Source organism: Phytohabitans flavus (assembly GCF_011764545.1).
GTDB classification, from domain to species: domain Bacteria; phylum Actinomycetota; class Actinomycetes; order Mycobacteriales; family Micromonosporaceae; genus Phytohabitans; species Phytohabitans flavus.
The window spans coordinates 1,187,826-1,214,056 of record NZ_AP022870.1; the positions used below are offsets into that span (position 1 = coordinate 1,187,826).

Sequence of the window (26,231 nt, forward strand, 5' to 3'; positions counted from 1 at the left end):
CGCGGAGAGCGTTGTCCATCAGTCGCCGATCGGATACGTATCCCGGCGGTGTTGGCTTGCCTGACCCTTGAACGGAAGGCGAGTGCTGGTGGACACGACCGGACCCCTGGAACGACTCGCGCTGGCGGTCCGCGCGCGGCGATACATCTCGGCCTGGTCGGCCAGCGCGCAGGCCCTGACGCTGTTGGTCGCGCTGGACGAGCGGGGCTGGACCCGTCTCCTCGCCGAGCCGCGCGACCTCGACGCGCTGGCGGACTTCTCGGGTCTCCCACTCAACCGGGTGCGTGATCTGGTGGCCGTCCTCGATGCGCATGGCATAGCCGAGTGGCACGACGGGAAGGTACGGCTGAGCCCGCCTTTCGAGGCGCTGTCCGCGGACGATGCCTGGGTCGGCCTGCGGGACGTGCTCGACCAGTCCATCGCCATGTCCCAGCTCGTCCGTAGTGCGGCCGTCATGCGCGAAGAGGTGTCGCTCACCGAGGCAGAGGCGTTGACCATCGCCTGCGTGGCGGGCGGGCGGACCACCCGGGTCACCGTGGCGACGTACGAAAAGATCCTCGCTGAGCTGCCCGAGCTGAGGGAGAAGGCCCGCGCCGGACGGTATCTGGACGTCGGCTGCGGCATCGCCGGGGCGACACTCACCATGGCGACGATGTTTCCGGAGATGCGGGCGGTGGCCGTCGAGATCGTGCCCGCGATCGCCGGAGAGGCAACGTGTCGCGCCATGGCGCTCGGCGTGTGGAAGTGCGATGCATGGACGCGCGAGACCTCGACGAGGTGAACGCGTTCGACGCGGCCTTCTGGGCCCAGCCGTTCTTTCGCGAACCCGCGCGGGTGGCGACGCTGCACGTGATCCGGCGCGCCCTCAAGCCGGGCGGGCTGCTCGTCGTGCAGGAACTCGAGCGTGAGCCCGAAGCCGCCGACCTGCCCGCGTTCACCCTGCGGCGGCTTGTCTACCAGGGCTTGGGCGTGCCGTTCGCGCTGAGCGCCGAGCAACTCGCGGTGGAGGCCGAGTCCGCCGGCTTCGAGCTGGCTCGTCAGGCCGCCACCAGCTTCGGCCGCTTCGCGGTCCTGCGCCGGCCAGCGGAGTAGTTGTTTTCGAAATCGAGAGTAGGGAAAGACGAATGGGTACTGTTACGCTGCGCGACGCCGTCGTCTTCGTCAGCGGAGCCAACCGGGGTATCGGGCGGGCGCTGGCCCGCGAGTTCGTCGCACGCGGCGCCGCCAAGGTCTACGGCGGGGCACGGGATCCGAAAAGCATCGAGGATCCAGGCGTGATCGCCGTACCACTCGACGTCACCGATCCGGACAAAGTCGAGGCCGCCGCGCGCGCCTGTGGTGACACGACGATCCTCGTCAACAACGCGGGTATCTTCCGCCGCGGTCCGCTGCTGGCGGCCGACTCGATCCAGGACGCGCGTGACGAGATGGCGACAAACTTCTTCGGAACCTTGCTCATGACGCGGGCTTTCGCGCCGGTGCTCGGGCGTAACGGAGGCGGCGCGATTGTCAATCTCCTATCCGTGCTCTCGTTCGTCAACTTCGCTCCGTGGGGTTCGTACAGCGCGTCGAAGGCGGCCGCCTGGTCGTTGACGAACTCGACTCGCGACGAACTCGCCGGCCAGGGCACGCATGTCATGGGTGTGCACTCTGCCCTCGTGGACACCGACATGACCGACGGCTTGAACACGATGCCGAAGCTGCCCGTGGAGGTGTTCGCCGGGCAGACGTTGGACGGTCTCGAGGCAGGCAGGAGCGAAATCCTGCTCGACGACTTCACCCGCGAGATGAAGGGCAAGCTCGCCTCGCTCCCGGCCGCCTGAACAAGGGCCGCGGCGAATTGCCTCGGGTCTCCGGACGTGAACCGCTTGCGCGGCGTGGACGTCTGGAGGGCGTGGGACCCATACCCACGCGGAACCCAGGAAAGGGAAACATGTTGCGAACTGCGTTCAAGCTATCTGGGATAAGAATCCTGATGGCTGGTCTGCTCGCTGTCAGTGCTCTCGCGGCGTGCAGTTCGGACCCGTCGCCATCGCAGTCGGCAGCGCCGAATCAATCTGCCGGTGCCGCGCCGCCAGCGTTTGCGCTGAATTCTGGCAGTGAGCTGAAGGAGCTTGCCGACTTTCGATGCTTTGCTGGACAGCTATGCGCCTTCTCGGCGAAGGACTTTGGGGGAGGGAAGGTGGTGGTGAACAGCGATGGTCCTGATGACGAGCTGGTCGACGTCCCGTTCAGTGCGAGGCAGGTCGATCTTTTTACCTTTGATTCTGGCGACCTGGTCAACGATGCGATCGTCTCTGTCGTCAACAAGACCGAGATGTACTGCGCCTTCACTGTGAACGCGCAGACCGGCGACACGAGCAAGGCCGACCTGGTAACACAAACCGGCACCCCGTGGGAGGCGGTCGGACTAACCGTAGTCTCGCCTGGTGCGTTCGTGGGCGACCTGTCCAGGTCCCGCCTTGACAAGCTGTTCTCCTCGGTGTTCTGCGACAGCGAGCCGATCGTGGACAAGGACAATCGGATCATCGATCGGAAAACCCCGCTTGACCCTGACTTCAAGTGCCCCGACAACAAGCTCTGCGTATACGAGACCAACGAGTTCGGTGGGAGGCACACGTATTCCATGAGTCGATCAATAGCCCGTTCGAGATCCTGGACGTGTCCCAGCTGGTGTTTCCTGGCGGGACACCTGTAAACGACCGCATCACCTCGGTCATCAACGGCACCAACCGTCAGTGCTTCCTTTCCGCGAGAGTTCAGTCCAAGAGCGGGACGAGCGGAAGCAATACGAGGACGCCGGCCGGCACGCCGTGGAATTTCGACGCCACGGACATAGCGATTCAGGCCAAGGACCTGGTGAAGCTGGAAGGGCGACCCATCAACAACAGCATCTCCGCGATCTTCTGCCAGTAGCCGCGCATCTCACCGTGCTGGGTCGCCGTGCGACGGCCCAGCACGGGCCTGTTCGCGGTCAGGCCTGGAATCGGGCCTTCTCGACGGCATCGGCGGCGTACGAGGCGCCCTCCTCCATTCGCATGGCGGCGGCGAGCGAGGCCGCCCGGCGCCGAGGCTCCTCCGCCATCAGCGCGCTGATCGCGTGCAGCAGCGACGTCTCGGTCAGGCGGGCGAACCGCAGCGCGCGTCCCGCTCCCATGCGCTCCAACCGGCTCGCCCAGAAAGGCTGGTCGAAGAAGACCGCGGCGACAACGGTCGGCAGTCCGGCTCCGACCGACGCGGCGGTGGTACCGGCGCCGCCGTGGTGGACGGCAACGCCGCATCGTGGCAACACCGCGGCGTGGTCGACCGCCGGCGTGACCCGGATCGGACCGTCCGGGTCGGGTGTGCCCGCGAGTTCGGTCCAGCCAGCACTGACCAGCGCCCGCGCGTTGAGCTTCCGGCTGACGTTGGCGATCATCTGGAGCATCGCGTCGGGGTCGAGCACCGGCATGCTGCCGAAGCCGAAGTAGATCGGCGGATCGCCCGCGTCCAGCCACTGATCGAGGCCGGGATCGGTGGTCGCATCACCGAGGGCCCTGCGTTGAGCCTCGGACGGCTGGATGAACCCAGAGATGGGACGCCGCAGGTCCCAGCCGGTCAGCTCAGGTGTCAGGTACCGGCTGTACGCCTGGATCTCCGTAGCGTTGACGCGCGCCAGCCGTACCGAGGTGGGCTCGAACACCGGCGGCAGATTCAGCAGCGAACGCAGCCGTGCGACGTCGCGGCTCATCGACTTCCAGGTGGCCCGCTCGACGTACCAGTGGCTGGCCGCGCGAAGCCAGCCGGGGAGCTGGCGGGTCGTCGCCAGCACCGCGGGGTACGCGGGATTGGCGCGCAACGGTGCGTGGTGCAGGGTGACGATCGGAACGTCGAGGGCCTCCGCGATGCAGGCCGCGTCGTCTTCGCTGTGCTTGCCCGCGATCAGCAGATCCGCGCCCTGAGCGAGTGAGATCATCTCCATCTGCACGGTCGGTGCGGCCTCGCTGCGGATGCTGGCCAGGTGCTTCAGGAACGCGGTGCCGCTGCCCGAGGCCATGAGCTGTTGTCCCTGCGGCGACTGGAAGATGCTCCTCATGTCGACACTGAGGGGAGCGGTCCGTACACCCAGCTTGGTGCCCAGCTCGACCAGATCGACGGGGGTGGCGAGCGTGACGTCATGCCCACGCATCCGAAGTTCGGCGGCCAAGACGGCCGCGGGTTGCACGTCGCCGCGAGTGCCCGCGGCATAGAACGCGATGCGCACGATCTCTCCTTCGACAGCCTCCCTGGCCTCCTAGGCGATCGTGACCGGATGACATAGATGCCTGGTCTACGAGCAGTGGAAGGGGCTGGCACGGCAAAGGCGCGGCGCAGTCGCCCGCGCCGCGCTTTTGGCCTGATTGAGCCGGCTCCGGACGGTCCCCACCGGGATGCCGCACGGCGTCGCGATCTGCTCGTAGGACGAAACGCCGCTGAAGTACCGCAGCAGCGTCACGAGTCGCAGGGGCTCGGACAGGTCTGCCAACGCGCGCCAAAGCCACTCCCGCGTGGCTTCCTTCTCGAGAAGCTCCTCCGGTGACGGCTCTCGTGACGGCAGCTCCGCCTCGTCAAACCAACCCAGGGGAGCCGCATGCCGCGCTCGCAAGCGAGGCCAGCAGATGTTGCGGACGACGGTGCGTAGCCACGCGCCGATCGCATCCGGATCGCGCACGTCCCCGATCCGCCGGAGAGCGATGACGGTCGCGTCCTGCACCGCGTCCTTGGCGTCCTCGGGATCCCGCAGAACGCTGAGCGCCGTGGCCATCATGCTTGCCCGGTGTCTTTCGATCAGCGCGCCAAGCGACGCGACGTCGCCGGCCTGCGCCGCGTACACCAGATCCCTCTCCAGCACGTGCATAGAACTCGCCTCCCGGGACTCCCTTCCGCGGCCGCCTGAGACAAGCGTGAGTATCGTCCATCGGGCGTAGACGCGATGTAGATGACACTTGGCTATGTTCCACAGTGGGCAGCTTGTGGGCACTGCCCGTCGCTGGCGCGAGGTGACTGCCTCTCTCGACCGCCGGTGACTTTCGCCGGCTCATGATTCCCCCCCCGACCTGGGCCGGCGTAGCGGCAGATGAGACACGCGTCAGCCCCCCTTTCGGGTGTCTCATCTGCCGTCCTTTATGCGTTGCCAACTCTGCCCCGGGCCAAACGAGGCTCTCCTTTCAGATCGGTTGAACCACCCCCGGGATCGGCTCGTCTGGAGGTCGTACGGGCCGGAGACGCCGGACCGAGGACACTGTGGAGAGTTAGAAGATGTTACGCAGGCGCATGTTCACGCTCGTCGCGACGATGGCGGCCGGCGCGATGCTGGCGGCGGGTTGCGCCGGCTCGAGCGACGAGGACACGGCAGCCAGCCGTCCGGCACCGAGCGGCGGAGCCAGTGAGGTCCAGCCGCTACTGAAGCTGGTCTCCGGCACCCCGGTGTCGAATCGGGCCAAGCAGGGCACCGGAGACTGGACACCCCGCCGTAACGGCAAGGTTGCCGACAGCGACCACGGGGCGGCACTGGAGTGGGTGGCGGTCCGGAAGGCGCGCGCCGGCGGCCTCAACCCGATCGTCGTCAACGGCGCGGGGCTGACGCTGTACCGGTTCGACAACGACACGGCGGGCGCGAACCCCAAGTCGACCTGCTTCGACGCGTGCGCGGTGACGTGGCCGCCGGTGCTGGTCACCGAGGACACCAGGATTCACCGGGCTGGCGTGAAGCGTTCGAACCTCGGTGCGATCCCGCGCGGGAACGAGAAGGACGCGCAGGGTCGCCAGCTCTACCAGCTGACCATTGGCAGGTGGCCGGTCTACACCTTCAACAAGGACGCCAAGTTCGGCGACGTCATGGGCCAGGGCGTCGGCGGCACCTGGTTCGCCGTGCGGCCGGACGGCGGCAAGTCGATCGCCAAGGGCGGCGGCCAGCAGCCGGAGCCGACGCAGCCGGCGCAGAGCGCCGCCCCCGAGCCGGCCCCGCCGGGTGAGGACCTGCGGGCCGCCTTCTTCGAGGACGTCGATTTCGGCGCACGTACCGAGGGGTCGAGCACCACCGTCGTGCCCCAGGACGGCTGCCGCACCCTGCCCATCGAGGTCTCCTCGCTGACGGTGACAGGAACGGTCCGTACGTGGACCGGGAGGACTGCAAGGGCGAGCTGCGCGTGTTCACCGACGACGTCGCGGACCTGTCGGAGGTCGACTTCGACAAGCGGATCCGGTCCGCCCGGGTCGTCAGCTAGGCGGCGCGCCATGGTGCCGGTCCACTGTGGTGGGCCGGCTACCGGGCGTACGGATTCCATTACCCCAGGCCCGTTCCCGGAAGGTAGAACATGCGTGTAGGAGTGGCGGTGGCGCTGTCGGTCGCGCTACTGGCCGGCTGTTCGAGCGTCGATCCAGTGTGGACGTTTCCGAACGGGAGCTGGACCGCGACCACGGTCGCCGGCCTCGCCGTGACCGATGGCGAGAGTGGGCCCAAGCCAGGCGTCCCCGACGCCGACATCAGGGTCCAGAACAAGAGCGACAGTGAGATCGACAGGCTGGCCGCCAACGCCGTGGCGGACGTGCAGGACTACTGGCGCGCGCAGCTGCCGGAGTCGTTCGGTACCGAGTTCGAACCCATCCGCCGGCTGCTGTCGTACGACTCCACAAAGGACGAGCTGGCGGTGTGCGGTGTCAGCACACGGGACCTTGTCAACGCCCTCTACTGCTCCGCGGACGACACGGTGGCCTGGGACCGCGGGCAGTTGCTGCCCCTCCTCAACGACTCCTTCGGCTCGATGGCCGTCGTGACCGTGCTCGCCCATGAGGTGGGACACGCCGTGCAGACGCGGCTCGGGCCAGCGGCCAACCTCGACGACAACACGCCTTCAATCGTCAAGGAGCAGCAGGCCGACTGCAATACGGGCAGCTTCTTCCGCTGGATGGCGGAGGGCCGGGCCGCGCACTTCCAGGTGTCGACCGGACCAGGGCTCAACCAGGTCCTGCAGACGCTGTTCTTCATCCGCGACTCGGCCGGATCGAGCTTCGAGGATCAGGGCGCCCACGGCAGCGCTTTCGACCGCGTATCGGCTTTCCAGCTCGGCTTCGGCGAGGGCCCGGATCGATGCGCGCAGATCGATCCGGCGGAGATCGAGCAGCGGATCACCCAGCGCACCAGCGACCGCGAAGAGGACCAGGGCCTGGGCGCGGGAAACCTGCGGGTCGACGACCGCGACGCCCTGGCCGACCTCCGGCGCAGCCTCGACAACACGTTCGTGCGCGCCGGTACGACCCGGCCGAGCATGGACACCGAGGAGTCCGGCTGCGCGGATGACACGCCCCGCACGAGCCCGGCCGCGTACTGCCGGGAGGAGAACGCGGTCCGGGTCGACATCGACGACCTGGTGCGGATCGGCACACCGGCGGCTAGCGGCCAGGGCGAGGGTATCGGCGACTTCGCGGCCTTCGCCGAGGTGGCGTCCCGGTACGCGCTGTGGCACCAGAACGCGGATGGTGACGAACTGACCGGGATGGCGGCGGCGCAGCGCACCGCGTGCCTGACCGGCGTCTGGGCGGCCAGTATCCAGCCCGAGCGGGAGGAGGCGTTGCTGCTGTCCCCGGGCGACCTGGACGAGGCGATCGCCGAGATGCTCCTGCCGCAGAGCCTGATAGCCGCCGACGTCACCGGGCAGAGCGTGCCGTCGGGGTTCGCCCGCGTAGCCGCGTTCCGGGAGGGCTTCAACGTCGGCTCCACGAGCGCATGCCGGGAGATGTTCGCGTGAACGGCGTGTATATCGGGGCGCTCTACCAACGGCGACCAGCTATCGATGCCGCGTTGCTTTGCTCGACCGGGCCGGTCCCTCGTCCGGCATCAGGTGAGCGCAGAAGGTGGTTTTCGATGAGGCAGTCCACTTCGCGGCGTCGGCAGGAAGCGGCAGGTGAGTTGCTCGTCCGCTCCCTGTACGAACATCACGGGCGGGCGATGCTGGCGTACGCCACTCACCTGACCCGGGACCGGAGCCAGGCGGAGGACGTCGTGCAGGAGGCGTTGGTGCGGGCGTGGCGGCACGCCGACCTCCTTTCCGGCGAGAACGTCTCGGTGCGCGGATGGCTGTTCACGGTGATTCGCAACATAGTGCGGGACATGGCCAGGGCTCGAAAGATTCGCCCAGTCGAGGTGAATGTCTCGCCGGACGTCATCCCACTCGAGGAGGACCACGCGGACTCGGTGGTCGACTCGATGGTGGTGGCCGACGGCCTGAGCCGGCTTTCCGACGAGCATCGGCAGGTGCTGGAGCAGATGTATCTGCGCGGGAGCACGGTCGTGCAGGCGGCGAAGGCACTGGGTATCCCGCCCGGCACCGTCAAGTCCCGCGCCTACTACGCCATCCGCGCGCTGCGCCAGATGTACCCCAACCTCGCCGGCGAAGGACAGGTTGCTTGATGAACGTCATCGAGCCTGAGGAAGTGTCCCATGTGGACTACGCATTGCTGCTCGACGACACCGGACTCGACCCGGCGGAAGAGAACCGGTCACGGGAGCATCTGACCGGGTGTGCCCCGTGCCGCGAAGAGCTTGCGGAGTCGCTTTCCGTCGTGCGGGCGCTGCGGGAACTGCCGCCGGAGATCCTGCTGGACGGGCCGCCCGAGGACGGGGAACTGCTGCGGCAGCGGGTCCTGCGCCGCGTGCGTACCGAAGCGACAGGTATGCACGGGCGGCAGCGGATGGCACGGGTCGCCGGGGTAGCCGCGGCTCTGGTCGCCTTGACCTCCGCCGGAGCTATCGTGGGACAGGCGGCTGGCGACGGGCCGCGCGAGGCCGCGCTCCCGCCCGCGTCGACCGCCCCGACGGGATCCGGAGCTCGCAAGGCGCGCCGCTCGGGTCCGCCCGGATCGTGGCTACCGTGACACCGTCTGACGGCTGGGTGCGAATCTCTGCGACGGTCTCCGGCCTGCTCCCCGGAGAGCGCTGCCGCCTGCTGGTCAGGACCGTGACCGGTGAGCGGATCCTGGCCGGCGGCTGGGTGGTGTCGCCGGCGGCGCCCCGGGACGACGCGGTCACGGTCCAGGCGACCGCGCTTGTCGCGCCGGAGGACATCGCGGCGATCCAGGTCGAGAACACCGAGGGCGTTCTACTCGCCAGCGTGCCGGCCTAGGGCCTGTCGATCCGCCGTAGATCGGGCATAGATGCGGGCGGCATACCGTGGTTGTGCCGTGCCGGCGGACCGTTCTGCGCGGCGCGGAAACCAAAGAAATGGATGAGGCACAAATGATCGTAGTTGATTCTGTGTACGACGTCGAACCGCAGCTGGCGAACAACCGGGACTACTGGCTCGGCTACGGCCGGGCGGGCCGGTTGGACGGCGACGTGACGCTCTACCGGAGCGATGTGCGGCACCCTCAGCTCAACGGCGTGCTGCGCGTCCGGGAGGGGGCGTTGGAGGCGGCCCTGACTGAGGTGAAGCGGCTCGACGGACTGCCGCGGATGTGGTGGGTTGGACCGGACAGCTACCCCGAGCTCGGCGACGATCTCGCCGCTGCGGGCGGGGTGCAGGTGGGCGCGATCCCCGTCATGGCGGTCGCGCTCGACCGGGTGACGGAGCTGCCGTCGCCGCCGGACCTCTCGATCGTGGAGGTGCCGGGCGTCTACAGCCTGCGCGAGTGGGTGGAGTCGTACGCCCCGTCGATGGGTGTCACCCCGGACCAGCTCGAGGTGGACCTGCTCATGGAGCAGGACCGGCCGGACGGCCCGGGTGAGCTGGTCCGATTCGCCGCCCTGCTGGATGGCAAGGTGGTCGGCACCGCCGCCCTCCTGGACCGGGCCGGCGTCGCCGGCGTCTACGTCGTCACCACCCGCGAGGAGTACCGCCGGCGGGGCATCGCCGCGGCCACGACGGCGGCCGCCCTCGACCTGGCCCGGCTGCGCGGCCTGCGGGTGGCGACGCTTCAGGCGAGCGAGGCCGGGGCCGAGGTGTACCGGCGGATGGGCTTCGAGACCGTGGCCACCTACCAGATCTTCGGTCTGTAGCGCGCTGCGCGGTCCGGTGCCGCCCGCGCCCTGACAGCCGCGATCAGCCCGCGGTAGGCAGGGCCGCTAGGGGTGATCCAGGGCCAGCGGGTCCGCGGTCCCGGGGCGCTCCCGGCGGACGGCCTCGACCAGGTTGGCGGCGGCGACCACCGCATGTTCCTGGTGCAGGCGTCCGGCAAGCTCACGGGCGCGTTCTCGTGACCGGTCCGCCAGCACCGCGCCCACGGTGGCCACGAGCCTCCGCGTGGTGACCGCCGCGAACGGCAGCGTGCGGCCGGCGCGTAGCCGCTCCAGTTGGTGTCCCCAGAACACCTGGTCCGGCCGGCTCGCACAGATCACCGTAGAAAGACCGGCCCGGATCGACGCAGCGGTCGTACCCGCGCCGCCGTGATGGACGGCGGCCAGGCACAGGGGAGTAACTGATCGTGGTCGACGCGCCGGACCACCCGCACGAGTGACGGGTCGAGGCCGGCCGTGTCCACGTCGAAGCGGCTGCTTCGCGTCCCCACCACGGCGCGTACCCCCAGCCTGCGGGTTGCCGCCTCGACTGTGGCGAGCATCGCCGGCACGTCCCGTACCGGCATGCCGTCGAGCCCGAAGTAAACCGGTGCGACCCCGGCACCGAGCCAGTCCCGCAGAGCACCCGGCAGGTCCTCGCCGAGGAGCCGGCGCTGTTCGCGGGAGAGCGAGATGGAGCCGATGGGTGGGCGGGACGGGGCTCGGCCGGCGTGGTCGGGCGCGAGGTGTCGGCTGTACGCCCGTAGCTCCAGCCTGCCCGACCGGGACAGTCGGGACGACCGCGGCAGGGTCGCGCCGCGAAACGGGTCGAGCGCGGTGTTGGGGCAGTACCGGCGGCGCAACGAGGGAAAGCGGCGGATTCCGCGTCCCGGTGAACGCCGTAGAAGGATCAGCGGGACGGCGCGGACTTCGGCGAGGTATGCGGCCTCCGCCTCACCGAGCTGACTGGTCACGATCAGGTCTGGGTTGCGCGTTCCCCGCACCAGCGCCGATTGTAGTTGATTGGCTACGCTGAGCCGGTATTCGATTGTCGGGCGCGAGTTTTGGTGCTTCGCTGGGTCGACAAGCGCCTCGGCCTTGATACCGATCGGCACGGTCCGCAGCCCGAGCGCCACCCCGAAGTCGACAAGGTCGACCGGCGCGACAAGGGTGACGGTGTGCCCCCGGACGGCCAGTTCGGCACCGAGCGCTGCCATTGGCTGGACGTCCCCCGGCCACCGACTCCGAGCAGCGCGATGCGCATCCTCCGGCACCTTCCTCCGTGATCAACAACAGGAAGGTTGCCCGGTCGCCATATACAGCCGATGGACGTGAGCAGGGCGTTGGTGGTCCCGGTGTGGTGGTGACGTCGACGGTAAGTCGATTTCCACTCCCGTCTGTCACGGTTTACGACGAAGGGGGCCGCCGCGTGTGCGGTGAGAGGGGAAAAAAATGGTGGCATCAGGTATCCGGTTCGCGGTATTAGGGCCGGTCCGAGCCTGGCGGGACGGCGTCGAGATCGACCTCGGCTCGCCACAGCAGCGTGCCGTTCTGGCGATTCTGCTGCTCAGGGAGGATGGGCAGGTCTCCCTGGACGAGCTGATCGACGGCGTGTGGGGCGACCAGCCGCCCCGGGCCGCGATCAGTATCGTCCGCACGTACATCTACCGGCTGCGCCGCATCCTCGGACCGGGCGACACGACCATCGCCTCGGTCGGCGGCGGCTACACGCTGCGGGTTCCCGCCGACGCGGTGGACCTGCGGGTGTTCCGGGCCGCGCTGGCCCGCGCCGAAGCCGCCCGTCGAGCGGGCGAGCTCGAGCTGACCGCCGCCTGCTTGCAGGAAGCGCTCGACCAGTGGACCGGACCGCCGTTGATGGGAGTGGGCGGACGCTTCCTGGACGGGCAGCGGGCCGCACTGGCCCAGCACCGGCTGGGCGTGCTTGAGGACCGCCTGGCGGCCGATGTCGAGCTGGGGGAGTACGTCCGCGCGGTCGTCGGGCTCTCCACCCTGGTCAACGAGAGCCCGTTGCGGGAGCGGCCGAGAGAGCTGCTCATGCTCGCGCTGTACCGCTCCGGGAGGCAGGCCGACGCCTTGGCGGTCTATCAGAAGACGCGCGAGCTGCTCGCCACGGAGCTGGGCCTGGACCCCGGCCCTGGCCTGCAGGAGATACATCGGCAGATCCTGGGGGCTGATCCGAGGCTGGCCGGCGAGGCCGCGTCCCAGGCAAGCGCGCCGGTTGTCGGGATGGTGCCGTCTCAACTGCCTGCGGCCGTGCCGGACTTCACCGGCCGCGAGGAGATCATCAAGGAGCTGACCCTGGCCGCCTCCGCACCGGACGGGCCGCGGGTGATTGGGATCACCGGTCTCGCCGGGGTGGGGAAGACCGCGCTCGCGACCCAGTTCGGGCACGCTCTGCGCGAGCGTTTTCCGGATGGCCAGCTCTTCATCAGCCTGACCGATGCGGACGGCCGGCCCGTGGAGACAGGTGAGGCGCTCCAGTTTCTGCTCCAGAGCATCGGCACACCGGCCCACCTCATCCCGGACGGGACGTGTCAACGGGCGGCGATGTGGCGCAGCTCGATCGTCGGCCGCAGGCTGCTGCTCGTCCTGGACGACATCCAGGACGGCGAACAGGCCAACTGCCTCATGCTGGACACCGGATCGCTGGTCGTGGTCACCGCCCAGCGCCGGCTGCCGGAGGTGGCCGGGGCCCGCTGGTTCACCCTCGAAGGCCTGGCGCCAGGGGAGGCGTTGCGGTTCCTACGCGCGATCGTCGGACCGGCACTCGACCGGCACGACCCGCAGGCGGTGGACGACATCGCAGCGGCCTGCTCGTACCTGCCGCTGCCGCTGCGGGTCCTCGCCTCGCGCGTGGCCGCGCGCCCGGACTGGGACCTCGGCCGGGCGGGGATCGGCCTTAGCAGCCGGGTGCCCAACATCGACCTGCGGATGCCGGACTGTGCGGCTGCGGTCCGACCGCTGGACCGCAGCTACGAGCGGCTGCCGCAGGCGGTCGCGCGGGCCTTCCGGCTGCTGGCCGGCGTGGAGGGGATCGATCTGTCGGTCCCCCTGGCGGCTTCGGTGCTCGGTCTGACCGAGGACGAGGCGGACCGGCTCCTGGAGATATTGGCGGACCTGCACCTGCTGCGCCGGGGCCGGCCCGGCCGCTACCGCTATCCGGATCTGGTGCGCTCATACGTGCGGTGCCGGTTCGGTATCGCCGACCACGAGCAGGGCCGCAAGCGGGGGCGCGGCGCGGTGCCCCAGCTGGTGGGAGCCGTCAGCGGGCGTGTCGCCCAGCCGGAGGCGGCCCCCGCCGGAGTCTGGTGAGGCGCGGGTCGCGCCCGTTCAGACCGTAACCGCCACCGGATGCGGAAACCGGTCGATGTTGTCCTCCACCCACAGACGCAGGGCGGCGAGCGGCGCGCAGGCGTCGCGGCCGAGCGGGGTCAGCGAGTACTCCACGTGCAGGGGCACGGCAGGGTAGATGGTGCGATCTACCAGGCCGTGCTCCTCCAACCGGCGCAATGTGTGGGTGAGCACCTTGGGACTGATGCCCTGCAGCCGGGCTCGGATGGCGCCGAACCGCTGCGGGCCCTCCTCGAGCGCGCCCAGGGCCAGCGCACTCCACTTGTTGGCGAGTAGGTCGAGCATGTCGCGGCAGGGGCAGGCGGCGGCGTAGACGTCCCGGGGCCCGCACTCCTCGATCGGAATTCGCATGCGCGCCATAGTACTTCCCTTCGGGAACTATGAGCCCTTGCGGGTTACTACCCACCAAGGGATAGCTTGCGGGCATGAGCGATGCCATGCGCGCGGTGGGATACCGCAAGAGCCTCCCGATCAGCGACCCTGAAAGCCTCGTCGACGTCGAGGTGCCGATCCCCGCGATCGGCCCGCACGACCTGCTGGTGCAGGTCGAGGCCGTCTCGATCAATCCGGCCGACACCAAGGTCCGGCTCGGCAACAACCCGGGCGGAAAGATCAAGATTATCGGGTACGACGCGGCCGGCGTCGTCACAGCCGTAGGGGAGAAGGTGACCAGGTTCACCGTCGGTGACGAGGTCTGGTACGCCGGCTCGGTCCGCCGCCAGGGCACCAACGCCCAGTTTCACGCCGTGGACGAGCACGTGGTGGGGCACAAGCCGGCCAGCCTGAGCTTCGCCGAGGCGGCCGCCCTTCCGCTGGCCACCATCACCGCCTGGGAGACCCTGGAGAAGTACCCACTGGAGTCCCGCAAGCGTGCTGGTGGCACGCTGCTCGTGCTCGGCGGCGCCGGCGGCGTCGGGTCGTCCCTGATCCAGCTGGCCCGCGCACTTACCGACCTCACCGTGGTGGCGACCGCCTCCCGCCCCGAGTCCGCGAAGTGGGCCACCGACCTCGGCGCCCACCACATCGCCAACCACCACAACCTCGTCGAGTCCGTCTTCGAGGTCGCACCCGAGGGCGTCGACTACGTACTGAGCCCGTTCTCGGAGCACGTCATCAACGACCTCGCCACGATCGTGCGCCCGGGCGGCCACGTCGTCGCGATCGACGAGCCGGAAGGGCTGGAGCTGCTGCCGCTGAAGGACAAGAGCATCAGCTGGCACTGGGAGTGGATGTTCACCCGCCCGGTGTTCGCGCCGACTGACCCGGCCCAGCACGAGCTGCTCGAGCAGGCCGCCCGCCTCGTGGACGAGGGCCGGCTGCGCACCACGCTCACCACCCAGCTCGGCCCGATCAACGCCGCGACGCTGCGCGACGCGCACGCACGCGTGGAGGGCTTCACCACCATCGGCAAGATCGTCGTCGCCGGCTGGTAGGTCGACGGTTCCGGGGGTACGGGCGCGGGGGTCGGTTGAACCGGCCCCCGCGCCCTGCCGTTGTGGTCCGGGAACCCGGTGGCGGTGCCGAGGAGGCAACCAGATGACGACCCCATCCGCGACGAGGGGCGGCCGGCTGGCCGTCGCGGCGGCCGTGGCGTGCCTCACCGCGGCCGGCGGCGCACCGGCCTCGGCGGCCGCCCGGGCGCCGGACCTGCCCAGCGCGTCCGACAAGTGTGTCGGCCCGTCACCACAGGTCGAGCAGGAGCCCTTCTGGGCACAGGCGCGGATGGAGCCGGAGCAGCTCTGGCCGCTCTCGCGCGGCCGGGGTGTGCTCGTCGCGCTCCTGGACACCGGCGCGGGCAGGCCGCCCGCGCTCCGAGACGCCCTACGCCCCGGGTTGGACGCCGTCACGGGACAGCCGGCGAACGGCGACTGCCGGGGCCGAGGCACCGCGCTGGCCGGCATCATCGCCGCCCGGCCGCAGACCGGCGCCAGCCCGGTCGGCATGGCGCCCGAGGCCACCGTGCTGCCCATCCGCGTCGTGGACGGCAAGGGAAACATGTCCAGGCAGGCGATCGTGGCCGGCATCCGCGCCGCGGTCGACGCGGACGCGGACGTGATCGTTGTCGGCGGCGGCGTCCCGACCGACGGCGCCGACCTGCGCGATGCCGTGGCCGAGGCGATCGACGCCGACGCCCTGCTGGTCGCCGCGGTCGCCCCCCAGCCCCGCAACGGGGAACCGCCGACCTGGTACCCGGCCGCGTACCCGCAGGCGCTCGCGGTCGGTGCGGTGAACGCGGCCGGCAAGGCGGACGCGGGCGGTCCGGACGCGGGGGTGGATCTGCTCGCCCCGGTGACCGGCGCGGTGGGCCCCAGCCCCTCAGGGCCTGGCCACTACGCGGTCGGCGGTCCCGCCGTCGCCGCCTCCTATGTGGCCGGAACCGCGGCCCTGCTGCGGGCGTACCGTCCGGAACTGAGCCAGGAAGAGGTGCGGCGCAGGTTGATCGCCACCGCCGAGCCCGCGTCCCCGGCCGCCGCCGGCACGGCCAAGCCAGACCTCGCGCCCGCGGATGGTGGTTCTGGCCTCGCGCCGGCAGAAGGCGGCCCCGTACTCGCGCCGGCGGAGGGTGGTTCCGGCCTCGCGCCCGCGGAGGGCCTCCCGCTGGCCACGGGCGCGCCTGGAATCGTCGACGCCTACGCCGCGCTGACCGCCGTCTCCATGCCCCCCGCCGCGGCCGGCGACGGCCGGCAGGCGCCGCTCGTGCTGCCCTCCCCGGTCCCTGGCGACCCGGCCCGCCGGGTCGCCGGCCTCGTGGCCGCGGCTGCCGCGGTCGCTACCGCGGCAGCCTTCGCGCTGATCGCCACTGTCATCCACGGCCGCCGGCGCCGGACCCGACAGCCGTAGCGGCCGGCTCCCGCCAGGCGGTCTGGATCAGCCGGCTGCCGCGCCGCGTGCACAGCTGCGCGCGGCCGGGCGGCAGGTTCCGCGCCTTCGTACCGCCCAGCAGCGGCCCCTCCGAGGGCGGGCAGGACAGTGCGACATCCGGGCTGTTCGTCTCCTGCAGCCGGCGGATCAGTGGATCCATCGACATCCGCATCACGTTCGCCGCACCCCGGGTCAGCACCAGGTGGAAGCCGATGTCCGCGCCCTGCGGCAGGAACGGGAGCAGCGGCTGCAGCGGGCTGTCCATCCCGGCGAGCAGGTCGTAGTCGTCGACGAGGACGAACAGCCGGGGACCCTTCCACCAGTCACGGCGGCGCAGCTGCTCCGGCGTCACATCCGAGCCCGGCATCCGCGGCTTGAGGCCGGCGACCGCGTCGGCCACCGTCGCCTTCGTCGCGTCCGCTGAGACCGAGTACCCCAGCCGGTACTCCTGCGGCACCGAGTCGAACAGCGCGCGCCGGAAGTCCACGATGAGGATCCGGGCCTCGGCCGGCGTGTACCGCTGCGTCACCGACAGCGCCAGATGGCGCAGCAGGTTGGTCTTGCCGCTCTGCGTGTCGCCGAGCACGGTCAGGTGTGGCAGCTCGCCGAAGTTGTGCCACACCGGCGCCATCCGCTCCTCGTCCAGGCCGAGCGCGATGCGGGTGTCCCCCTCCGGTGGCGGCAGCTCGGCCGGGTCGAGCACGCTGGGCAGTACGCGTACCGGCGGGGCGGGCGGCCCGGTCCAGTAGTCGGCGACCGTCGCGGCGAGGTCGCGCGCGCCGTCGGAAACGGACTCCGGATCGCTGTCGCTGTCGACCCGCGGCAGCGCGGCGAGGAAGTGCAGCTTCTCCGGTGTGAGGCCGCGCCCGGGCAGCTGCGGGACGGTCGCCGCGACCCGCAGGTCGATGGCCGAGTCCACCGGGTCACCGAGCCGTAGCTCCAGCCGGGTGCCGACCTGGTCCCGCATCTGGTGGTGCACCTCCGACCAGCGCGAGGCGGTCAGCAGCAGGTGCACCCCGAAGTTGAGGCCACGCGCGGTGATCTGGCGGATCGCCGCCTCGGCGAGCTCGAACTCCTGCCGCAGCGTGAACCATCCGTCGACGACGAGGAAGACGTCGCCGTACGGGTCGTCGACCGTGCCGGCCGCCCGCTGGCGCCGGTACGTGGCCATGCTGTCGATGCCCTGGGCGCCGAAGTCCCGCTCCCGCGCAGCGATCAGCCCGGTCACCTCGGCGACCGTCCGGTTCACCCGGTCGGCGTCGAGCCGGCCCGCGACGCTTCCCACATGCGGCAGCTCGGCGATCGAGGCGAGGGCTCCACCACCGAAGTCGAGGCAGTAGAACTGCACCTCCTGCGGGCTGTGGGTCAGTGCAAGCGCGCTGATCACGGTCCGCAGCAGCGTGCTTTTGCCGCTCCGCGGGCCGCCGGCCACCCCGAGGTGCCCGCCGACCCCGGCCAGGTCGACGGTCATCAGGTCGCGCGCCTGCTCGAACGGCTTGTCGACGAAGCCCACCGGCACCACGAGCCGACCCACTCCCGGCCACCCGCCGGCGTACAGGCCGCGTTCCGGATGGGGCTCGAGTGTCGGCAGCAGCTGGTCGAGGGTGGGCGAGATGCCCAGTGGCGGCAGCCAGACCTGGTGGGCGGGGGTCCCTGCCCGGTCAGCTGTTCCACGACCACGTTGAGCACGGACGGCACGTTCTCCTCGGCGGTCTCCTCCTGCTCCGGCGGCGCGGCCGGCTCGGCCTCCAGCGGCTCCTCCGGGGCACGCAGCGGCACCTGGTCCAGCAGGTACGGGACCACCTGGCGCTGCACCACTTCCTGGCCCACCCGGGCGGTACGGGTCCGGTAGGGCCCGAGACATAGGCCGCCTTGAACCGGACCAGCGTCGACACGTCCATCCGCAGGTAGCCGTTGCCAGGGGCTGGAGGCAGCTCGTACGCGTGCGGCACACCGATCACCGAGCGGGACTCCATGGCTGAGAAGGTCCGCAGGCCGATCCGGTACGACAGGTGCGACTCCAGCTGCCCGATCCGTCCGTCCTCGATGCGCTGGCTGGCCAGCAGCAGGTGTACGCCGAGCGACCGGCCCAGCCGGCCGATCATCACAAACAGTTCGATGAAATCGCGGTGCGCGGCGAGCAGCTCGCTGAACTCGTCCACGATCACGAAAAGGGTGGGCAGCGGGTCGAGCGGGGCGCCCTGTGCGCGGGCCTTTTCGTACTCCAGGAGCGAGGCGTAGCCGCCTACCGCGCGCAGCAGCTCCTGCCGGCGTACCAGCTCGCCGTGGAGCGCGTCGCGCATCCGGCCGACCAGGGCCGCCTCGTCGGCCAGGTTGGTGATCACGGCCGAGGTGTGCGGCAGCTGGTCCAGGCCGAGGAAGGTGGCGCCACCCTTGAAGTCGACGAGGACGAAGTTCAACGTCTCGGAGGAGTGGGTCACGGCCAGGGCGAGCACCATGGTGCGCAGCAGCTCACTCTTGCCCGAGCCGGTGGCGCCGATCAGGATGCCGTGCGGCCCGTTGCCGCCCAGCGCGGACTCCTTGATATCCAGCTCGACCGGCGCCCCGTCGCGGTCCACCCCGACCGGCACCCGCAACCGCTGCGGGGTGGGACGCGGCGCCCACTGCGCCGCCAGGTCCAAGGCGGCCAGGTCGGGGATCTGCAGCAGCGTGCCGAGGTCGAAGTCCGACTCCAGCGCCTCGCGCGTGGGTTCCGTGGCCACGCCGAGGCGGTACGGCGAAAGCACGCGGGCGAGCGCGGCGGCCCGGACCGCGCTCAGCCCGTCCGGGGAGGCGAGCCGGGTGCGGGTCTCCGCGCCGACCCGGTCCTGGCTGACCATCACCAGCCCGTCTTCGTCGCTCACCTCCAGGCAGAGCACTCCCCGGGCCGGCGCCATCTGCGGGTTGTCCAGATCGATCAGGACTGTGTTGCGGTACCCGCCGTTCGTGGCGCGATGGCCGTTCGGGATCCGGCCACCGTCCAGGATGAACACGACGTACGGCTCCTCGCGGCTAGCGGTGCTGCCCGGCTCGAACCGGGGCCGCTCGATGAACTCCTCGCCCAGCAGCGCCTCGAGCTCGTCCATTCCGCCCGCGGCGAGCCGCGCGGCGCCGGCGGCGTCGTATTCGGTCTGGTGCTGGGTGTGCGGCAGCCACTTCGCCCAGTCCCAAGCCGCCACGCCGTCACCGGCCACGCAGAAGGCCAGCCACACCTCCTCCGGCGCGTGCAGGCTCACCAGTTGGGCCACCAACGCGCGCGCCAGCGACCGTACTCGATCGATGTCGCCGGCCACCCGGACCTCCGAGAAGCCGGGCAGATACAGCGCGATCGGCTGGTCGCTGACCGTGCTGTACGCGCGGATGAAGCGCCGCAGTGACTTGGCCGACAGCGGCTCCAGATCCTCGATCGGCTTGGTCTGCAACGGTGTGATGCGCATCGCCAGCCGCTGCGACCCGGTGCCGGCCCGCAGCTCCAGAAAGTCCGGATGGCTGGCGCGGCGCTCCCACCGCCGCGGCGTCATCGCCAGCGACCACAGCGAGGCGGGATCGGGCTGGCGCCACAGGCTCGCCTCCCGCTGCTGGTACACCGAGCGCCGGACCCGCTTGCGGTGCTGCGCCAGATAGCGCAGATAGTCCCGGCGCTCCGCACCGATTTTCCGTTTCCGGTCGCCGCTGCTGGTCAACACGGTGCCCACCAGCATGCCGATCATCGCGACCCCGATGAGGCCGGACATCAGCCACATGACCGGTCCTCCGCGCGACGGGCCGACGAACAGCAGCATCATCACGCCCGACATCAGCGCCATGGGCAGGATCATCATCGCGGAGCGGAAGCCGTTGCCGCCCGATACGTCAGGCAGCTCCGGCGGTTCCTGCAACGAAAGCTCTCCGCCAGGTGCCTCCGGACCGGCCCGCCGAGCCGGCCGCCGGAACAAGACCGTTGCCATGTTCTGCCTTCCTGTCCGTAGCGGCCCATTTCCGCCCAGCCCTACAACGGCCGTTCCGGGCGCTCGGCTCAACCGCCGGCAAAAAAGTCCATCGCGTTGAACCAAACCTCACGGGGCTCGTTGCTAGGGGCGTGACCGCAGCTGGAACCGTGGGTGAGGCGTGCCGCCTGGTCGTGGTAGGACCGGAGCGGCAGGTGGAGGTAGCCGTACCGTCCCATGTCGCGATCGCCGACCTGCTGCCCACCTTGCTCAACCACCTGGGCGCCGCGCTCGCCGACGAAGGCCTGACCCACGGCGGCTGGGTGTTGCAACGCCTCGGCGAATCGCCATTGGACGAGGACGGCAGCGCCGCGTCACTGGGCCTGCGCGACGGCGAGACCGTCCACTTGCGACCCCGATCGGAGCAGCTGCCCGCGGTCGACTTCGACGACCTGATCGACGGCGTCGGTACAGGTGTATCAGAGCGCGCGAGCCGCTGGCGGCCAGAGATGACGCGATGGGCACTGCTCATCTCCGCCGCGGTGGTCCTCGCGCTGGGGCTTGTCGTGGTCGCGTTGCCCGGACCACAGCTCGGCCGGGCCTTGGCTGGCGGCGCGATGGCGATCGCCGGACTCCTCGGCGGTTTCGCGGTGGCGTATGCCACAAGTGAGCGGGTGCTGAGCGCCCTGCTGGCCGCCGCCGGCATGTTGTACGGCGCGTGTGCCGCCGCGGTGGTTGCCGGGGGCGAGGGAGTGCCCGCGGTCGCCGGCCCGACGGTGTTCGCCGGTGCTGCCGCCTTCACCGCGGTCGCCGCCGTGGCGTGCTACCTGCTCGGCGCGGCGCGACTGCTGTTCGCGCCGCTGGCGGTCGCCGGCCTCCTCGCGGTGCTGGGCGGCGCGCTGACGGCATACCTCGACCTGCCGCCGGTGGGATCGGCCGGGATCGTCGCCACGGTGGCGACAGCCACGGTGGTCCTCGTGCCGATGAACGCCTTCCGCCTCGCTGGCCTGCGGCTGAGCCCACTGCCCACCGAGCCGGAACACCTGCAGGAGGACATCGAACCTGTGCCGAGTGGGCCCTTACTCTCCGGCGCAGCCAATGTCGACCGTCTGATGACCGCGTTGTACTCCGGACTGGCGCTTCCGGCGCTGGTGGCGCTCGTCATCGTCGGACTCGACACGGGTTGGGCGGCGCCGGTCCTAGCTTCGCTGCTGGGTCTTGTGCGGCTGCTCGCCGCCCGGCCCATGACCAGCGGCTGGCACCGCCTTACCCACCTGGTCCCGGCGGCCGCGGGGCTGTGCGCCGCGAGCGTGGCCGGTGCCCGCGCGACGCCGGACGCGTTGCGGCCGGTGCTGCTTGTCGCGGTCGTCGTCGTGGTGTTCGGGCTCTCGTTCGCCACCCGGATACTGCCCGAGCGCCGGCTGATGCCGATCTGGGGCAGGGTCGGCGACATCACGCTCACCGTCGCGGCGGTGGCCGTGCTGCCGATCCTCTGCGCCGTGCTCGGCCTGTACGGCTACGTGCGGTCGTTGGGGGGATGAGCCGTGCAGTCCCGCCGTGACCAGGTCCAGGCCCAGTCCTATGTGTTGGGTCGGCTCACCGCGGCCCTCGTGGCCGCCGATCCCGAAGCGCTGGAGCATCCACATCGGAGGGTCGCCGCCGGCATCCTCGCCGGACTACTTGTGGCCGCACTCGTCGTCGCCGGCTTCGGTGTGTACGGATTCCTCGTGCCCGGCGGCTCCAAAGCCTGGCGCCAGCCCGGCGTTTTGATCCTTGAGCGGGAGACCGGAGCCCAGTACGTCTTTGCCAAGAACCAGTTACTGCCGGTCCGCAACTACACGTCGGCGGCGCTGCTGTTCGGCAAGCCGCCGAAGCTCGTCTCGGTGTCCCGCAAGTCCTTGGCCGGTACGCCGAAGGGGCAACCCGTCGGGATCCCGGAGGCACCCGATGCCCTGCCTTCGGCCGGTGGCCTGGGTGGCGCCGACTGGACCACGTGCGCGATTTCCCAGCGGGACAGCGCCGGTACGCTCGCGCTGGCCACCGTACTGGCGGTCGGGCGGGACAGTGGCGGCCAGTCCGTGCCAGACGACCGGGCGCTGGTGGTCCGCGCGGCCGGTGACGACGCTCGCGGCGGATACCTGGTCTGGCGCGGGACACGGCATCGCCTCACCGAGGAGTGGCTGCCGAGGGTGCTCGGCTACCAGGACCGGGCGGTCACTGTCCAACCACAGTGGATAGACCTGCTGCCGGCAGGTCCGGACCTGCGCCCGATCGACGTCCCCGGCCGCGGCGCCGCGGGCCCGGACATCGACGGCGCACCAAGCCGGATCGGCGAGCTGTTCCGCACCCGCCTGCCGGGCACCGCCGAACGCTACTACCTGCTGCGCCGGGACGGGCTCAGCGAGCTCACCGCGACCGAGTTCGGCGTGGTGTCCGGCGACCCGCGCACCGAGCAGGCGTACGGCGGAGGTCCCGTGGCGCCGCGCGAGCTGAGCCCCGCGGCGCTTGCCCAACTGCCCGTCTCCGACGAGCCCGGACTGCCGCGGAGCCTGCCGCCGGTACCGCCGGCGGTCGCCGGCACGGGTGGCGAACGCGCCTGGTGCGTGCGTTGGACACCAGGCGAAGGTGTGTCGGTGGTCGCCGACCCGGCACCCGCCGGTGTGCCATTGGCGACCGCCGGCGCGGCCGGCGGCTCCGCGGCCGCGGCCGTGCTGATCCAGCCGAACACCGGTGGCATCGTGCGAGCCGGCCGGGAAGGCCAGGCACCGGGCACGACACTCTTCCTGCTCACCGACGCCGGCCTCCGGTTTCCGTTGACGTCCCCGGACGTCGCCAAGTCTCTCGGTTACCCGACGGACGACGTGGTGACCGTGCCCCCGGCGCTCCTGCGGCTCCTGCCGACCGGCGCCACCCTCGACCCGGCACAGGCCGCGGGTTGACCTCTCGTCCACCGCACCAGCCCGTACCGCCGCCGCACGGCGGTGGTCCCGAATGGAGGAACTCATGACCATCAGCTCCGATGCACCAACTACACAGAATCTGCTGACCGCCTTCGCGGAGGCCTACAGCGACGCGCAGAACGCCCAACGCGCCGTCATGAACACCACCGACGAGCTCACCCGTACCTGGAGCGGTAACGCCGCGGCCGAGTACCGCAAGGGCCTCGGCGAGTGGCTGGAGGGCTTGAACCAGGTCATGACCGCGCTGAACACGCTGTCCACCAAGATGGCGGAGTTCGCCAAGGAATCCGCCGCCACCGAGGACAACAACATGCTGGAGGCTCTCGGCATCTCGGCGACCTGGACCTAGGAATCCGACAACCACCCCAACCAATTACGACCGATATCCAATTACGACTGATTAGGAGCTCACAATGTCTGCCACCTACTCCTACCGGCCCAACGGCATGCTCGACGCCGGGACCGAGCTCAACGTAATCCAGAGGGAACTGCGAGAGTCCCTGGGGAAGCTCAACGGCGCGGTCCTCACCTTCCGCCAGGCGAACCAGTCCGACGCCGTCGACGCGTACACGGCCGAGCAGCAGAAGTGGAACGAGGGCCTCGAAAAGATGGAGCACGGGCTGGCCAGCGCCCAAATGAGGCTGGAAAACATCCTCGCCAACTACCAGCTTGCCCAGAACCGCGGTGTCGGCCTGTTCGGCGGCCAGGTCTGAACTACGCCCGTAGCCCAACCTAGGAGGAACTGGAATGCCAGGCAAGAAGGTCGTCGTAGACGAAGCATACATCGAGCGTGTCCGAGCCGAGCTGCGAAACCTGGCCACGGACGCCGATGACGTACGCGTCGGCACATTGCCCGACCGGGCCGGTGGTCCTGCCAATCTTGGCCGGACGCCGGGAACGGTGCACGGGCCCGCGTTCGTCGCCGTCGCGTGCAAGGGTGCGGGCGACAGTGGCTTTCCAATTGGTGCCAAGCTGGCCACGAAGATTCCGACGGTCGGAGAAGCGCTCGACGCCCGCATCGTGAACCTGCGCGCCAGCTTCGCCCGGTTTGACCGTGACCTGGGCAAGTTCCTCGCCGAGAACGACAAGATCGAAGACCTCAACAGGGTCGACGCCAAAAAACTGGGCGACCAGATCAGCACACCGGATGCGGCGGCGCCACCGCCGCCAGCCAAGGAGTCGTGACGGCGTGCCGGACAACGACTACCGCAGCTACAACTGGGACGACCTGGTCAACAACATCCTGGGCCTGGGCGAAAAGATCAACCGCGGCGCCGTGACAGGTAAACCGTGGATATGGCTCGATTCGGCTGTCATCGTACCGGTGACAAAACAGACCGCCAAGGAACCCGCCGACGCGCACGGTGACAAGAACACGCTTGTCTACTACCGCCCGATCATCGACAAAAGCAAGAGGCATGCGGTGAACGCGGGAGACGTATTCCAATGGCAGGTCGTTAGGGTCAAAATCGACAGGGACCATCTCGATACGACCTTCCAAGCTTGGTGGAGCGGGATCCAGAATGCGGTAGCGCCAATCAGGGACGGGCGCTCGCACCCCAACATGAGCAGCCTCGACTTCGTCAACGCCGCATATGCGATGTATCATGTGCAGCAGCTTGCCGCATCGACTAGTGTCTATCTGGATCGAGTGGTCAAAGGTATTGACTCCGAGGCCTCCGGCTTCTCCGGTTCGGCGGCCGAGGTCTTCAGTCGGCAGATGGAAAACCTCGCGCACGACGCACGGGACCTCTTCAATGACGTCGGTGGCTGGTGGAAGGAAATGCTGGAAACGGCAAGGGCCATCGATCTGTTCAATGGGTACGCCCTGGCGATGGTGAATAGGGCGGCGGATCGGCACAACATTGTGGGCGACTGGTACGTCAACCCTTACACGATCATTGTCGAGATCATGAACGGCATCAAAGCATCTCCCGATGGTCAGTGGACTATTGAAACAATCGTAGAGAAGCAACGCGCGCACATTTGGAATTTCGGTGTCAATCTGGGCGCTGGCGCTGGCGGAGTTTACAGCCTCATCTCGCCCGACCAGTGGGCTCAGCTCAACCAGACCGCGCAGAAGCGCTGGACCGACGGCGTCGAGACCCAGTTCGACCGGATGGCGCAGAGTTTGGTACCGCTTCTGGGAAATAATCTTGAAAAGCTGTACCTCTCGGTAAGCGGTGACATCACCGCGCCCACACCGCAAAGCGCCATGCCGGATCCCAAGGACTCGGACGGCGATGGGATTCCGGACGACATCGAGAAGAAGGGTGGTGGTGACAACAACGGGTCGCTGGACTTGGACGACATTTTCAACAAGGGCAAGGGTGGTGGTGACAACAACGGGTCGCTCGACCTGGATGACATCCTCAACAACGGCAAGGGCGGTGGCAACAACAACGGGTCGCTGGACTTGGACGACCTCTTCAACAACGGCAAAGGTGGTGGTGACAACAACGGGTCGCTCGACTTGGACGACCTCTTCAACAACGGCAAGGGCGCTGGCGACCCCTCCGGCGGCGCCAGCGACTTCGACGACTTCCTGGACTCCCTCCGCGGTGGCAATGATGGCTCGGGCCTCCCGGGAGGCCTGCCACCCTTCGGCCCGTCCGGCGGCGGCAAAGACTCGGACCGTGACATCCGTCCCCCAGCGGCTCCGGCCTGGGTGACTTCGACGACTTCCTGGACGATTTCGTCCGCAACAACCCGTCCGATGACCAGTTCCCCTCCGGGATCGACCGGGACGACCTGCCCGCCGGCGGCGGAAGCGGCGGGCTCGGCGACATCGATGACCTGTTCAGCGGCGGCGCGTCCGGCGGCAGCGTGGCGGGTGGAAACCTCCTCGGCGGCCCGGACCCGGAGTTCAACTCCCCGTCCGACAACCCGATTCTCAACAGCCCCGACGCCGCCCAAGGCGACGGCCGGCTCGGCGGTGTAGCCGGGGCGGCCAACCTCAGCAGCGGGTATGGGAGCGGCTACCCGCCAATGATGCCGCCGATGATGGGCGGCGCTGGCGCTGGCGCCGGTGCGGGGCAAGAGAAGGAGCGCGAGCGCAAGACCTGGCTGGCGGAAGAGGAAGAGGTCTGGGGCACCGACCCA

General features: G+C 69.6%; 25 protein-coding genes and 1 pseudogene. 20 read left to right on the plus strand and 6 right to left on the minus strand.

Annotation, left to right across the window (positions count from 1 at the left end):
* Nucleotides 1-88: 88 nt before the first annotated feature.
* The 5 genes from Pflav_RS05070 (at nucleotide 89) to Pflav_RS05090 (ending at nucleotide 2,916) form a co-directional block, all read left to right on the plus strand.
* On the plus strand, nucleotides 89-781 hold the full coding sequence (locus Pflav_RS05070) for a class I SAM-dependent methyltransferase (protein ID WP_173034113.1): 693 nt from the start codon (nucleotides 89-91) through the stop codon (nucleotides 779-781).
* Nucleotides 754-1,092, plus strand: a complete 339-nt coding sequence (locus Pflav_RS05075) for a class I SAM-dependent methyltransferase (RefSeq protein ID WP_232070997.1) — start codon at nucleotides 754-756, stop codon at nucleotides 1,090-1,092. Before Pflav_RS05070 ends, Pflav_RS05075 begins: the two co-directional genes overlap by 28 nt.
* A gap of 32 nt (nucleotides 1,093-1,124) precedes the next feature.
* Nucleotides 1,125-1,823, plus strand: coding sequence for an SDR family oxidoreductase (locus tag Pflav_RS05080; protein ID WP_173034116.1), 699 nt, complete (start codon nucleotides 1,125-1,127; stop codon nucleotides 1,821-1,823).
* A 152-nt stretch (nucleotides 1,824-1,975) separates the two neighbouring features.
* On the plus strand, nucleotides 1,976-2,698 hold the full coding sequence (locus Pflav_RS05085; RefSeq protein ID WP_173034118.1) for a peptidase inhibitor family I36 protein: 723 nt from the start codon (nucleotides 1,976-1,978) through the stop codon (nucleotides 2,696-2,698).
* Nucleotides 2,662-2,916 carry a hypothetical protein gene (locus tag Pflav_RS05090; protein ID WP_173034120.1) on the plus strand — a complete coding sequence of 85 codons (255 nt, stop codon included), beginning with the start codon at nucleotides 2,662-2,664 and terminating at the stop codon, nucleotides 2,914-2,916. Before Pflav_RS05085 ends, Pflav_RS05090 begins: the two co-directional genes overlap by 37 nt.
* A gap of 58 nt (nucleotides 2,917-2,974) precedes the next feature.
* Here Pflav_RS05090 and Pflav_RS05095 read toward each other — a convergent pair whose 3' ends face one another.
* Complete coding sequence (locus tag Pflav_RS05095) at nucleotides 2,975-4,243, minus strand: glycosyltransferase (protein ID WP_173034122.1); 1,269 nt, start codon at nucleotides 4,241-4,243, stop codon at nucleotides 2,975-2,977.
* A 66-nt stretch (nucleotides 4,244-4,309) separates the two neighbouring features.
* Nucleotides 4,310-4,876 carry an RNA polymerase sigma factor gene (locus Pflav_RS05100; protein WP_173034124.1) on the minus strand — a complete coding sequence of 189 codons (567 nt, stop codon included), beginning with the start codon at nucleotides 4,874-4,876 and terminating at the stop codon, nucleotides 4,310-4,312.
* Between the two features lie 401 nt (nucleotides 4,877-5,277).
* Here Pflav_RS05100 and Pflav_RS05105 point away from each other — a divergent pair, with 401 nt between their 5' ends.
* The 6 genes from Pflav_RS05105 (at nucleotide 5,278) to Pflav_RS05130 (ending at nucleotide 10,012) form a co-directional block, all read left to right on the plus strand.
* The gene (locus Pflav_RS05105; protein WP_173034126.1) at nucleotides 5,278-6,345 is read left to right on the plus strand and encodes a hypothetical protein; all 1,068 of its coding nucleotides are present in this window, start codon (nucleotides 5,278-5,280) and stop codon (nucleotides 6,343-6,345) included.
* Nucleotides 6,336-7,766: a neutral zinc metallopeptidase gene (locus tag Pflav_RS05110; RefSeq protein ID WP_173034128.1), complete on the plus strand. Its 1,431-nt coding sequence runs from the start codon at nucleotides 6,336-6,338 to the stop codon at nucleotides 7,764-7,766. The genes Pflav_RS05105 and Pflav_RS05110 overlap by 10 nt, the downstream gene beginning before the upstream one ends.
* A gap of 116 nt (nucleotides 7,767-7,882) precedes the next feature.
* Nucleotides 7,883-8,428: a sigma-70 family RNA polymerase sigma factor gene (locus Pflav_RS05115; RefSeq protein WP_173034130.1), complete on the plus strand. Its 546-nt coding sequence runs from the start codon at nucleotides 7,883-7,885 to the stop codon at nucleotides 8,426-8,428.
* Complete coding sequence (locus tag Pflav_RS05120) at nucleotides 8,428-8,892, plus strand: hypothetical protein (protein ID WP_173034132.1); 465 nt, start codon at nucleotides 8,428-8,430, stop codon at nucleotides 8,890-8,892. Before Pflav_RS05115 ends, Pflav_RS05120 begins: the two co-directional genes overlap by 1 nt.
* Nucleotides 8,889-9,140, plus strand: a complete 252-nt coding sequence (locus Pflav_RS05125) for a hypothetical protein (protein ID WP_173034134.1) — start codon at nucleotides 8,889-8,891, stop codon at nucleotides 9,138-9,140. Before Pflav_RS05120 ends, Pflav_RS05125 begins: the two co-directional genes overlap by 4 nt.
* Nucleotides 9,141-9,253: 113 nt before the next feature.
* Complete coding sequence (locus Pflav_RS05130) at nucleotides 9,254-10,012, plus strand: GNAT family N-acetyltransferase (protein ID WP_173034136.1); 759 nt, start codon at nucleotides 9,254-9,256, stop codon at nucleotides 10,010-10,012.
* Nucleotides 10,013-10,078: 66 nt separating this feature from the next.
* Here Pflav_RS05130 and Pflav_RS05135 read toward each other — a convergent pair whose 3' ends face one another.
* Nucleotides 10,079-10,423 carry a glycosyltransferase gene (locus Pflav_RS05135; RefSeq protein WP_332107857.1) on the minus strand — a complete coding sequence of 115 codons (345 nt, stop codon included), beginning with the start codon at nucleotides 10,421-10,423 and terminating at the stop codon, nucleotides 10,079-10,081.
* Nucleotides 10,348-11,226, minus strand: a complete 879-nt coding sequence (locus Pflav_RS05140; protein WP_173034140.1) for a glycosyltransferase family protein — start codon at nucleotides 11,224-11,226, stop codon at nucleotides 10,348-10,350. The genes Pflav_RS05135 and Pflav_RS05140 overlap by 76 nt, the downstream gene beginning before the upstream one ends.
* A 235-nt stretch (nucleotides 11,227-11,461) precedes the next feature.
* On the opposite strand from Pflav_RS05140, the gene Pflav_RS05145 reads away from it, so the two are divergent.
* Nucleotides 11,462-13,342 carry an AfsR/SARP family transcriptional regulator gene (locus Pflav_RS05145; RefSeq protein ID WP_173034142.1) on the plus strand — a complete coding sequence of 627 codons (1,881 nt, stop codon included), beginning with the start codon at nucleotides 11,462-11,464 and terminating at the stop codon, nucleotides 13,340-13,342.
* A gap of 18 nt (nucleotides 13,343-13,360) precedes the next feature.
* Here Pflav_RS05145 and Pflav_RS05150 read toward each other — a convergent pair whose 3' ends face one another.
* Nucleotides 13,361-13,732, minus strand: a complete 372-nt coding sequence (locus Pflav_RS05150) for a winged helix-turn-helix transcriptional regulator (RefSeq protein WP_197937974.1) — start codon at nucleotides 13,730-13,732, stop codon at nucleotides 13,361-13,363.
* A 74-nt stretch (nucleotides 13,733-13,806) separates the two neighbouring features.
* Here Pflav_RS05150 and Pflav_RS05155 point away from each other — a divergent pair, with 74 nt between their 5' ends.
* On the plus strand, nucleotides 13,807-14,814 hold the full coding sequence (locus Pflav_RS05155; RefSeq protein WP_232070998.1) for a zinc-binding alcohol dehydrogenase family protein: 1,008 nt from the start codon (nucleotides 13,807-13,809) through the stop codon (nucleotides 14,812-14,814).
* 103 nt (nucleotides 14,815-14,917) lie between these two features.
* Entirely contained in the window at nucleotides 14,918-16,222 is a 1,305-nt protein-coding gene (locus Pflav_RS05160; protein ID WP_173034144.1) for a S8 family serine peptidase, read from the plus strand.
* Here the strand turns inward: Pflav_RS05160 and eccCa are convergent.
* Nucleotides 16,185-20,190: pseudogene (eccCa, locus tag Pflav_RS48490) on the minus strand (type VII secretion protein EccCa). The gene Pflav_RS05160 and the pseudogene eccCa overlap by 38 nt on opposite strands.
* Nucleotides 20,191-20,321: 131 nt before the next feature.
* Here eccCa and eccD point away from each other — a divergent pair.
* From eccD to Pflav_RS05200, 6 genes are all read left to right on the plus strand, one after another.
* Nucleotides 20,322-21,710 carry a type VII secretion integral membrane protein EccD gene (eccD, locus tag Pflav_RS05175; RefSeq protein WP_173034148.1) on the plus strand — a complete coding sequence of 463 codons (1,389 nt, stop codon included), beginning with the start codon at nucleotides 20,322-20,324 and terminating at the stop codon, nucleotides 21,708-21,710.
* A 3-nt stretch (nucleotides 21,711-21,713) separates the two neighbouring features.
* Nucleotides 21,714-23,108, plus strand: coding sequence for a type VII secretion protein EccB (gene eccB / locus Pflav_RS05180; RefSeq protein WP_173034150.1), 1,395 nt, complete (start codon nucleotides 21,714-21,716; stop codon nucleotides 23,106-23,108).
* A gap of 64 nt (nucleotides 23,109-23,172) precedes the next feature.
* Nucleotides 23,173-23,478 carry a WXG100 family type VII secretion target gene (locus Pflav_RS05185; protein WP_173034152.1) on the plus strand — a complete coding sequence of 102 codons (306 nt, stop codon included), beginning with the start codon at nucleotides 23,173-23,175 and terminating at the stop codon, nucleotides 23,476-23,478.
* Between the two features lie 64 nt (nucleotides 23,479-23,542).
* Nucleotides 23,543-23,842, plus strand: a complete 300-nt coding sequence (locus Pflav_RS05190; protein ID WP_173034154.1) for a WXG100 family type VII secretion target — start codon at nucleotides 23,543-23,545, stop codon at nucleotides 23,840-23,842.
* Between the two features lie 34 nt (nucleotides 23,843-23,876).
* The gene (locus Pflav_RS05195; protein ID WP_173034156.1) at nucleotides 23,877-24,314 is read left to right on the plus strand and encodes a hypothetical protein; all 438 of its coding nucleotides are present in this window, start codon (nucleotides 23,877-23,879) and stop codon (nucleotides 24,312-24,314) included.
* A 4-nt stretch (nucleotides 24,315-24,318) separates the two neighbouring features.
* Complete coding sequence (locus tag Pflav_RS05200; protein ID WP_173034158.1) at nucleotides 24,319-26,070, plus strand: hypothetical protein; 1,752 nt, start codon at nucleotides 24,319-24,321, stop codon at nucleotides 26,068-26,070.
* The last annotated feature ends 161 nt before the right edge of the window (nucleotides 26,071-26,231 follow it).

What these genes read in the sequence shown, in the direction of transcription:
- Pflav_RS05075 (WP_232070997.1), top strand. Translation starts at nt 754, where the DNA reads ATGGACGCGCGAGACCTCGACGAGGTGAACGCGTTCGACGCGGCCTTC.
- Pflav_RS05080 (WP_173034116.1), top strand. Translation starts at nt 1,125, where the DNA reads ATGGGTACTGTTACGCTGCGCGACGCCGTCGTCTTCGTCAGCGGAGCC.
- Pflav_RS05085 (WP_173034118.1), top strand. Translation starts at nt 1,976, where the DNA reads ATGGCTGGTCTGCTCGCTGTCAGTGCTCTCGCGGCGTGCAGTTCGGAC.
- Pflav_RS05100 (WP_173034124.1), bottom strand. Translation starts at nt 4,876, where the DNA reads ATGCACGTGCTGGAGAGGGATCTGGTGTACGCGGCGCAGGCCGGCGAC.
- Pflav_RS05105 (WP_173034126.1), top strand. Translation starts at nt 5,278, where the DNA reads ATGTTACGCAGGCGCATGTTCACGCTCGTCGCGACGATGGCGGCCGGC.
- Pflav_RS05110 (WP_173034128.1), top strand. Translation starts at nt 6,336, where the DNA reads ATGCGTGTAGGAGTGGCGGTGGCGCTGTCGGTCGCGCTACTGGCCGGC.
- Pflav_RS05115 (WP_173034130.1), top strand. Translation starts at nt 7,883, where the DNA reads ATGAGGCAGTCCACTTCGCGGCGTCGGCAGGAAGCGGCAGGTGAGTTG.
- Pflav_RS05120 (WP_173034132.1), top strand. Translation starts at nt 8,428, where the DNA reads ATGAACGTCATCGAGCCTGAGGAAGTGTCCCATGTGGACTACGCATTG.
- Pflav_RS05130 (WP_173034136.1), top strand. Translation starts at nt 9,254, where the DNA reads ATGATCGTAGTTGATTCTGTGTACGACGTCGAACCGCAGCTGGCGAAC.
- Pflav_RS05140 (WP_173034140.1), bottom strand. Translation starts at nt 11,226, where the DNA reads ATGGCAGCGCTCGGTGCCGAACTGGCCGTCCGGGGGCACACCGTCACC.
- Pflav_RS05145 (WP_173034142.1), top strand. Translation starts at nt 11,462, where the DNA reads ATGGTGGCATCAGGTATCCGGTTCGCGGTATTAGGGCCGGTCCGAGCC.
- Pflav_RS05150 (WP_197937974.1), bottom strand. Translation starts at nt 13,732, where the DNA reads ATGCGAATTCCGATCGAGGAGTGCGGGCCCCGGGACGTCTACGCCGCC.
- Pflav_RS05155 (WP_232070998.1), top strand. Translation starts at nt 13,807, where the DNA reads ATGAGCGATGCCATGCGCGCGGTGGGATACCGCAAGAGCCTCCCGATC.
- Pflav_RS05160 (WP_173034144.1), top strand. Translation starts at nt 14,918, where the DNA reads ATGACGACCCCATCCGCGACGAGGGGCGGCCGGCTGGCCGTCGCGGCG.
- Pflav_RS05185 (WP_173034152.1), top strand. Translation starts at nt 23,173, where the DNA reads ATGACCATCAGCTCCGATGCACCAACTACACAGAATCTGCTGACCGCC.
- Pflav_RS05190 (WP_173034154.1), top strand. Translation starts at nt 23,543, where the DNA reads ATGTCTGCCACCTACTCCTACCGGCCCAACGGCATGCTCGACGCCGGG.
- Pflav_RS05195 (WP_173034156.1), top strand. Translation starts at nt 23,877, where the DNA reads ATGCCAGGCAAGAAGGTCGTCGTAGACGAAGCATACATCGAGCGTGTC.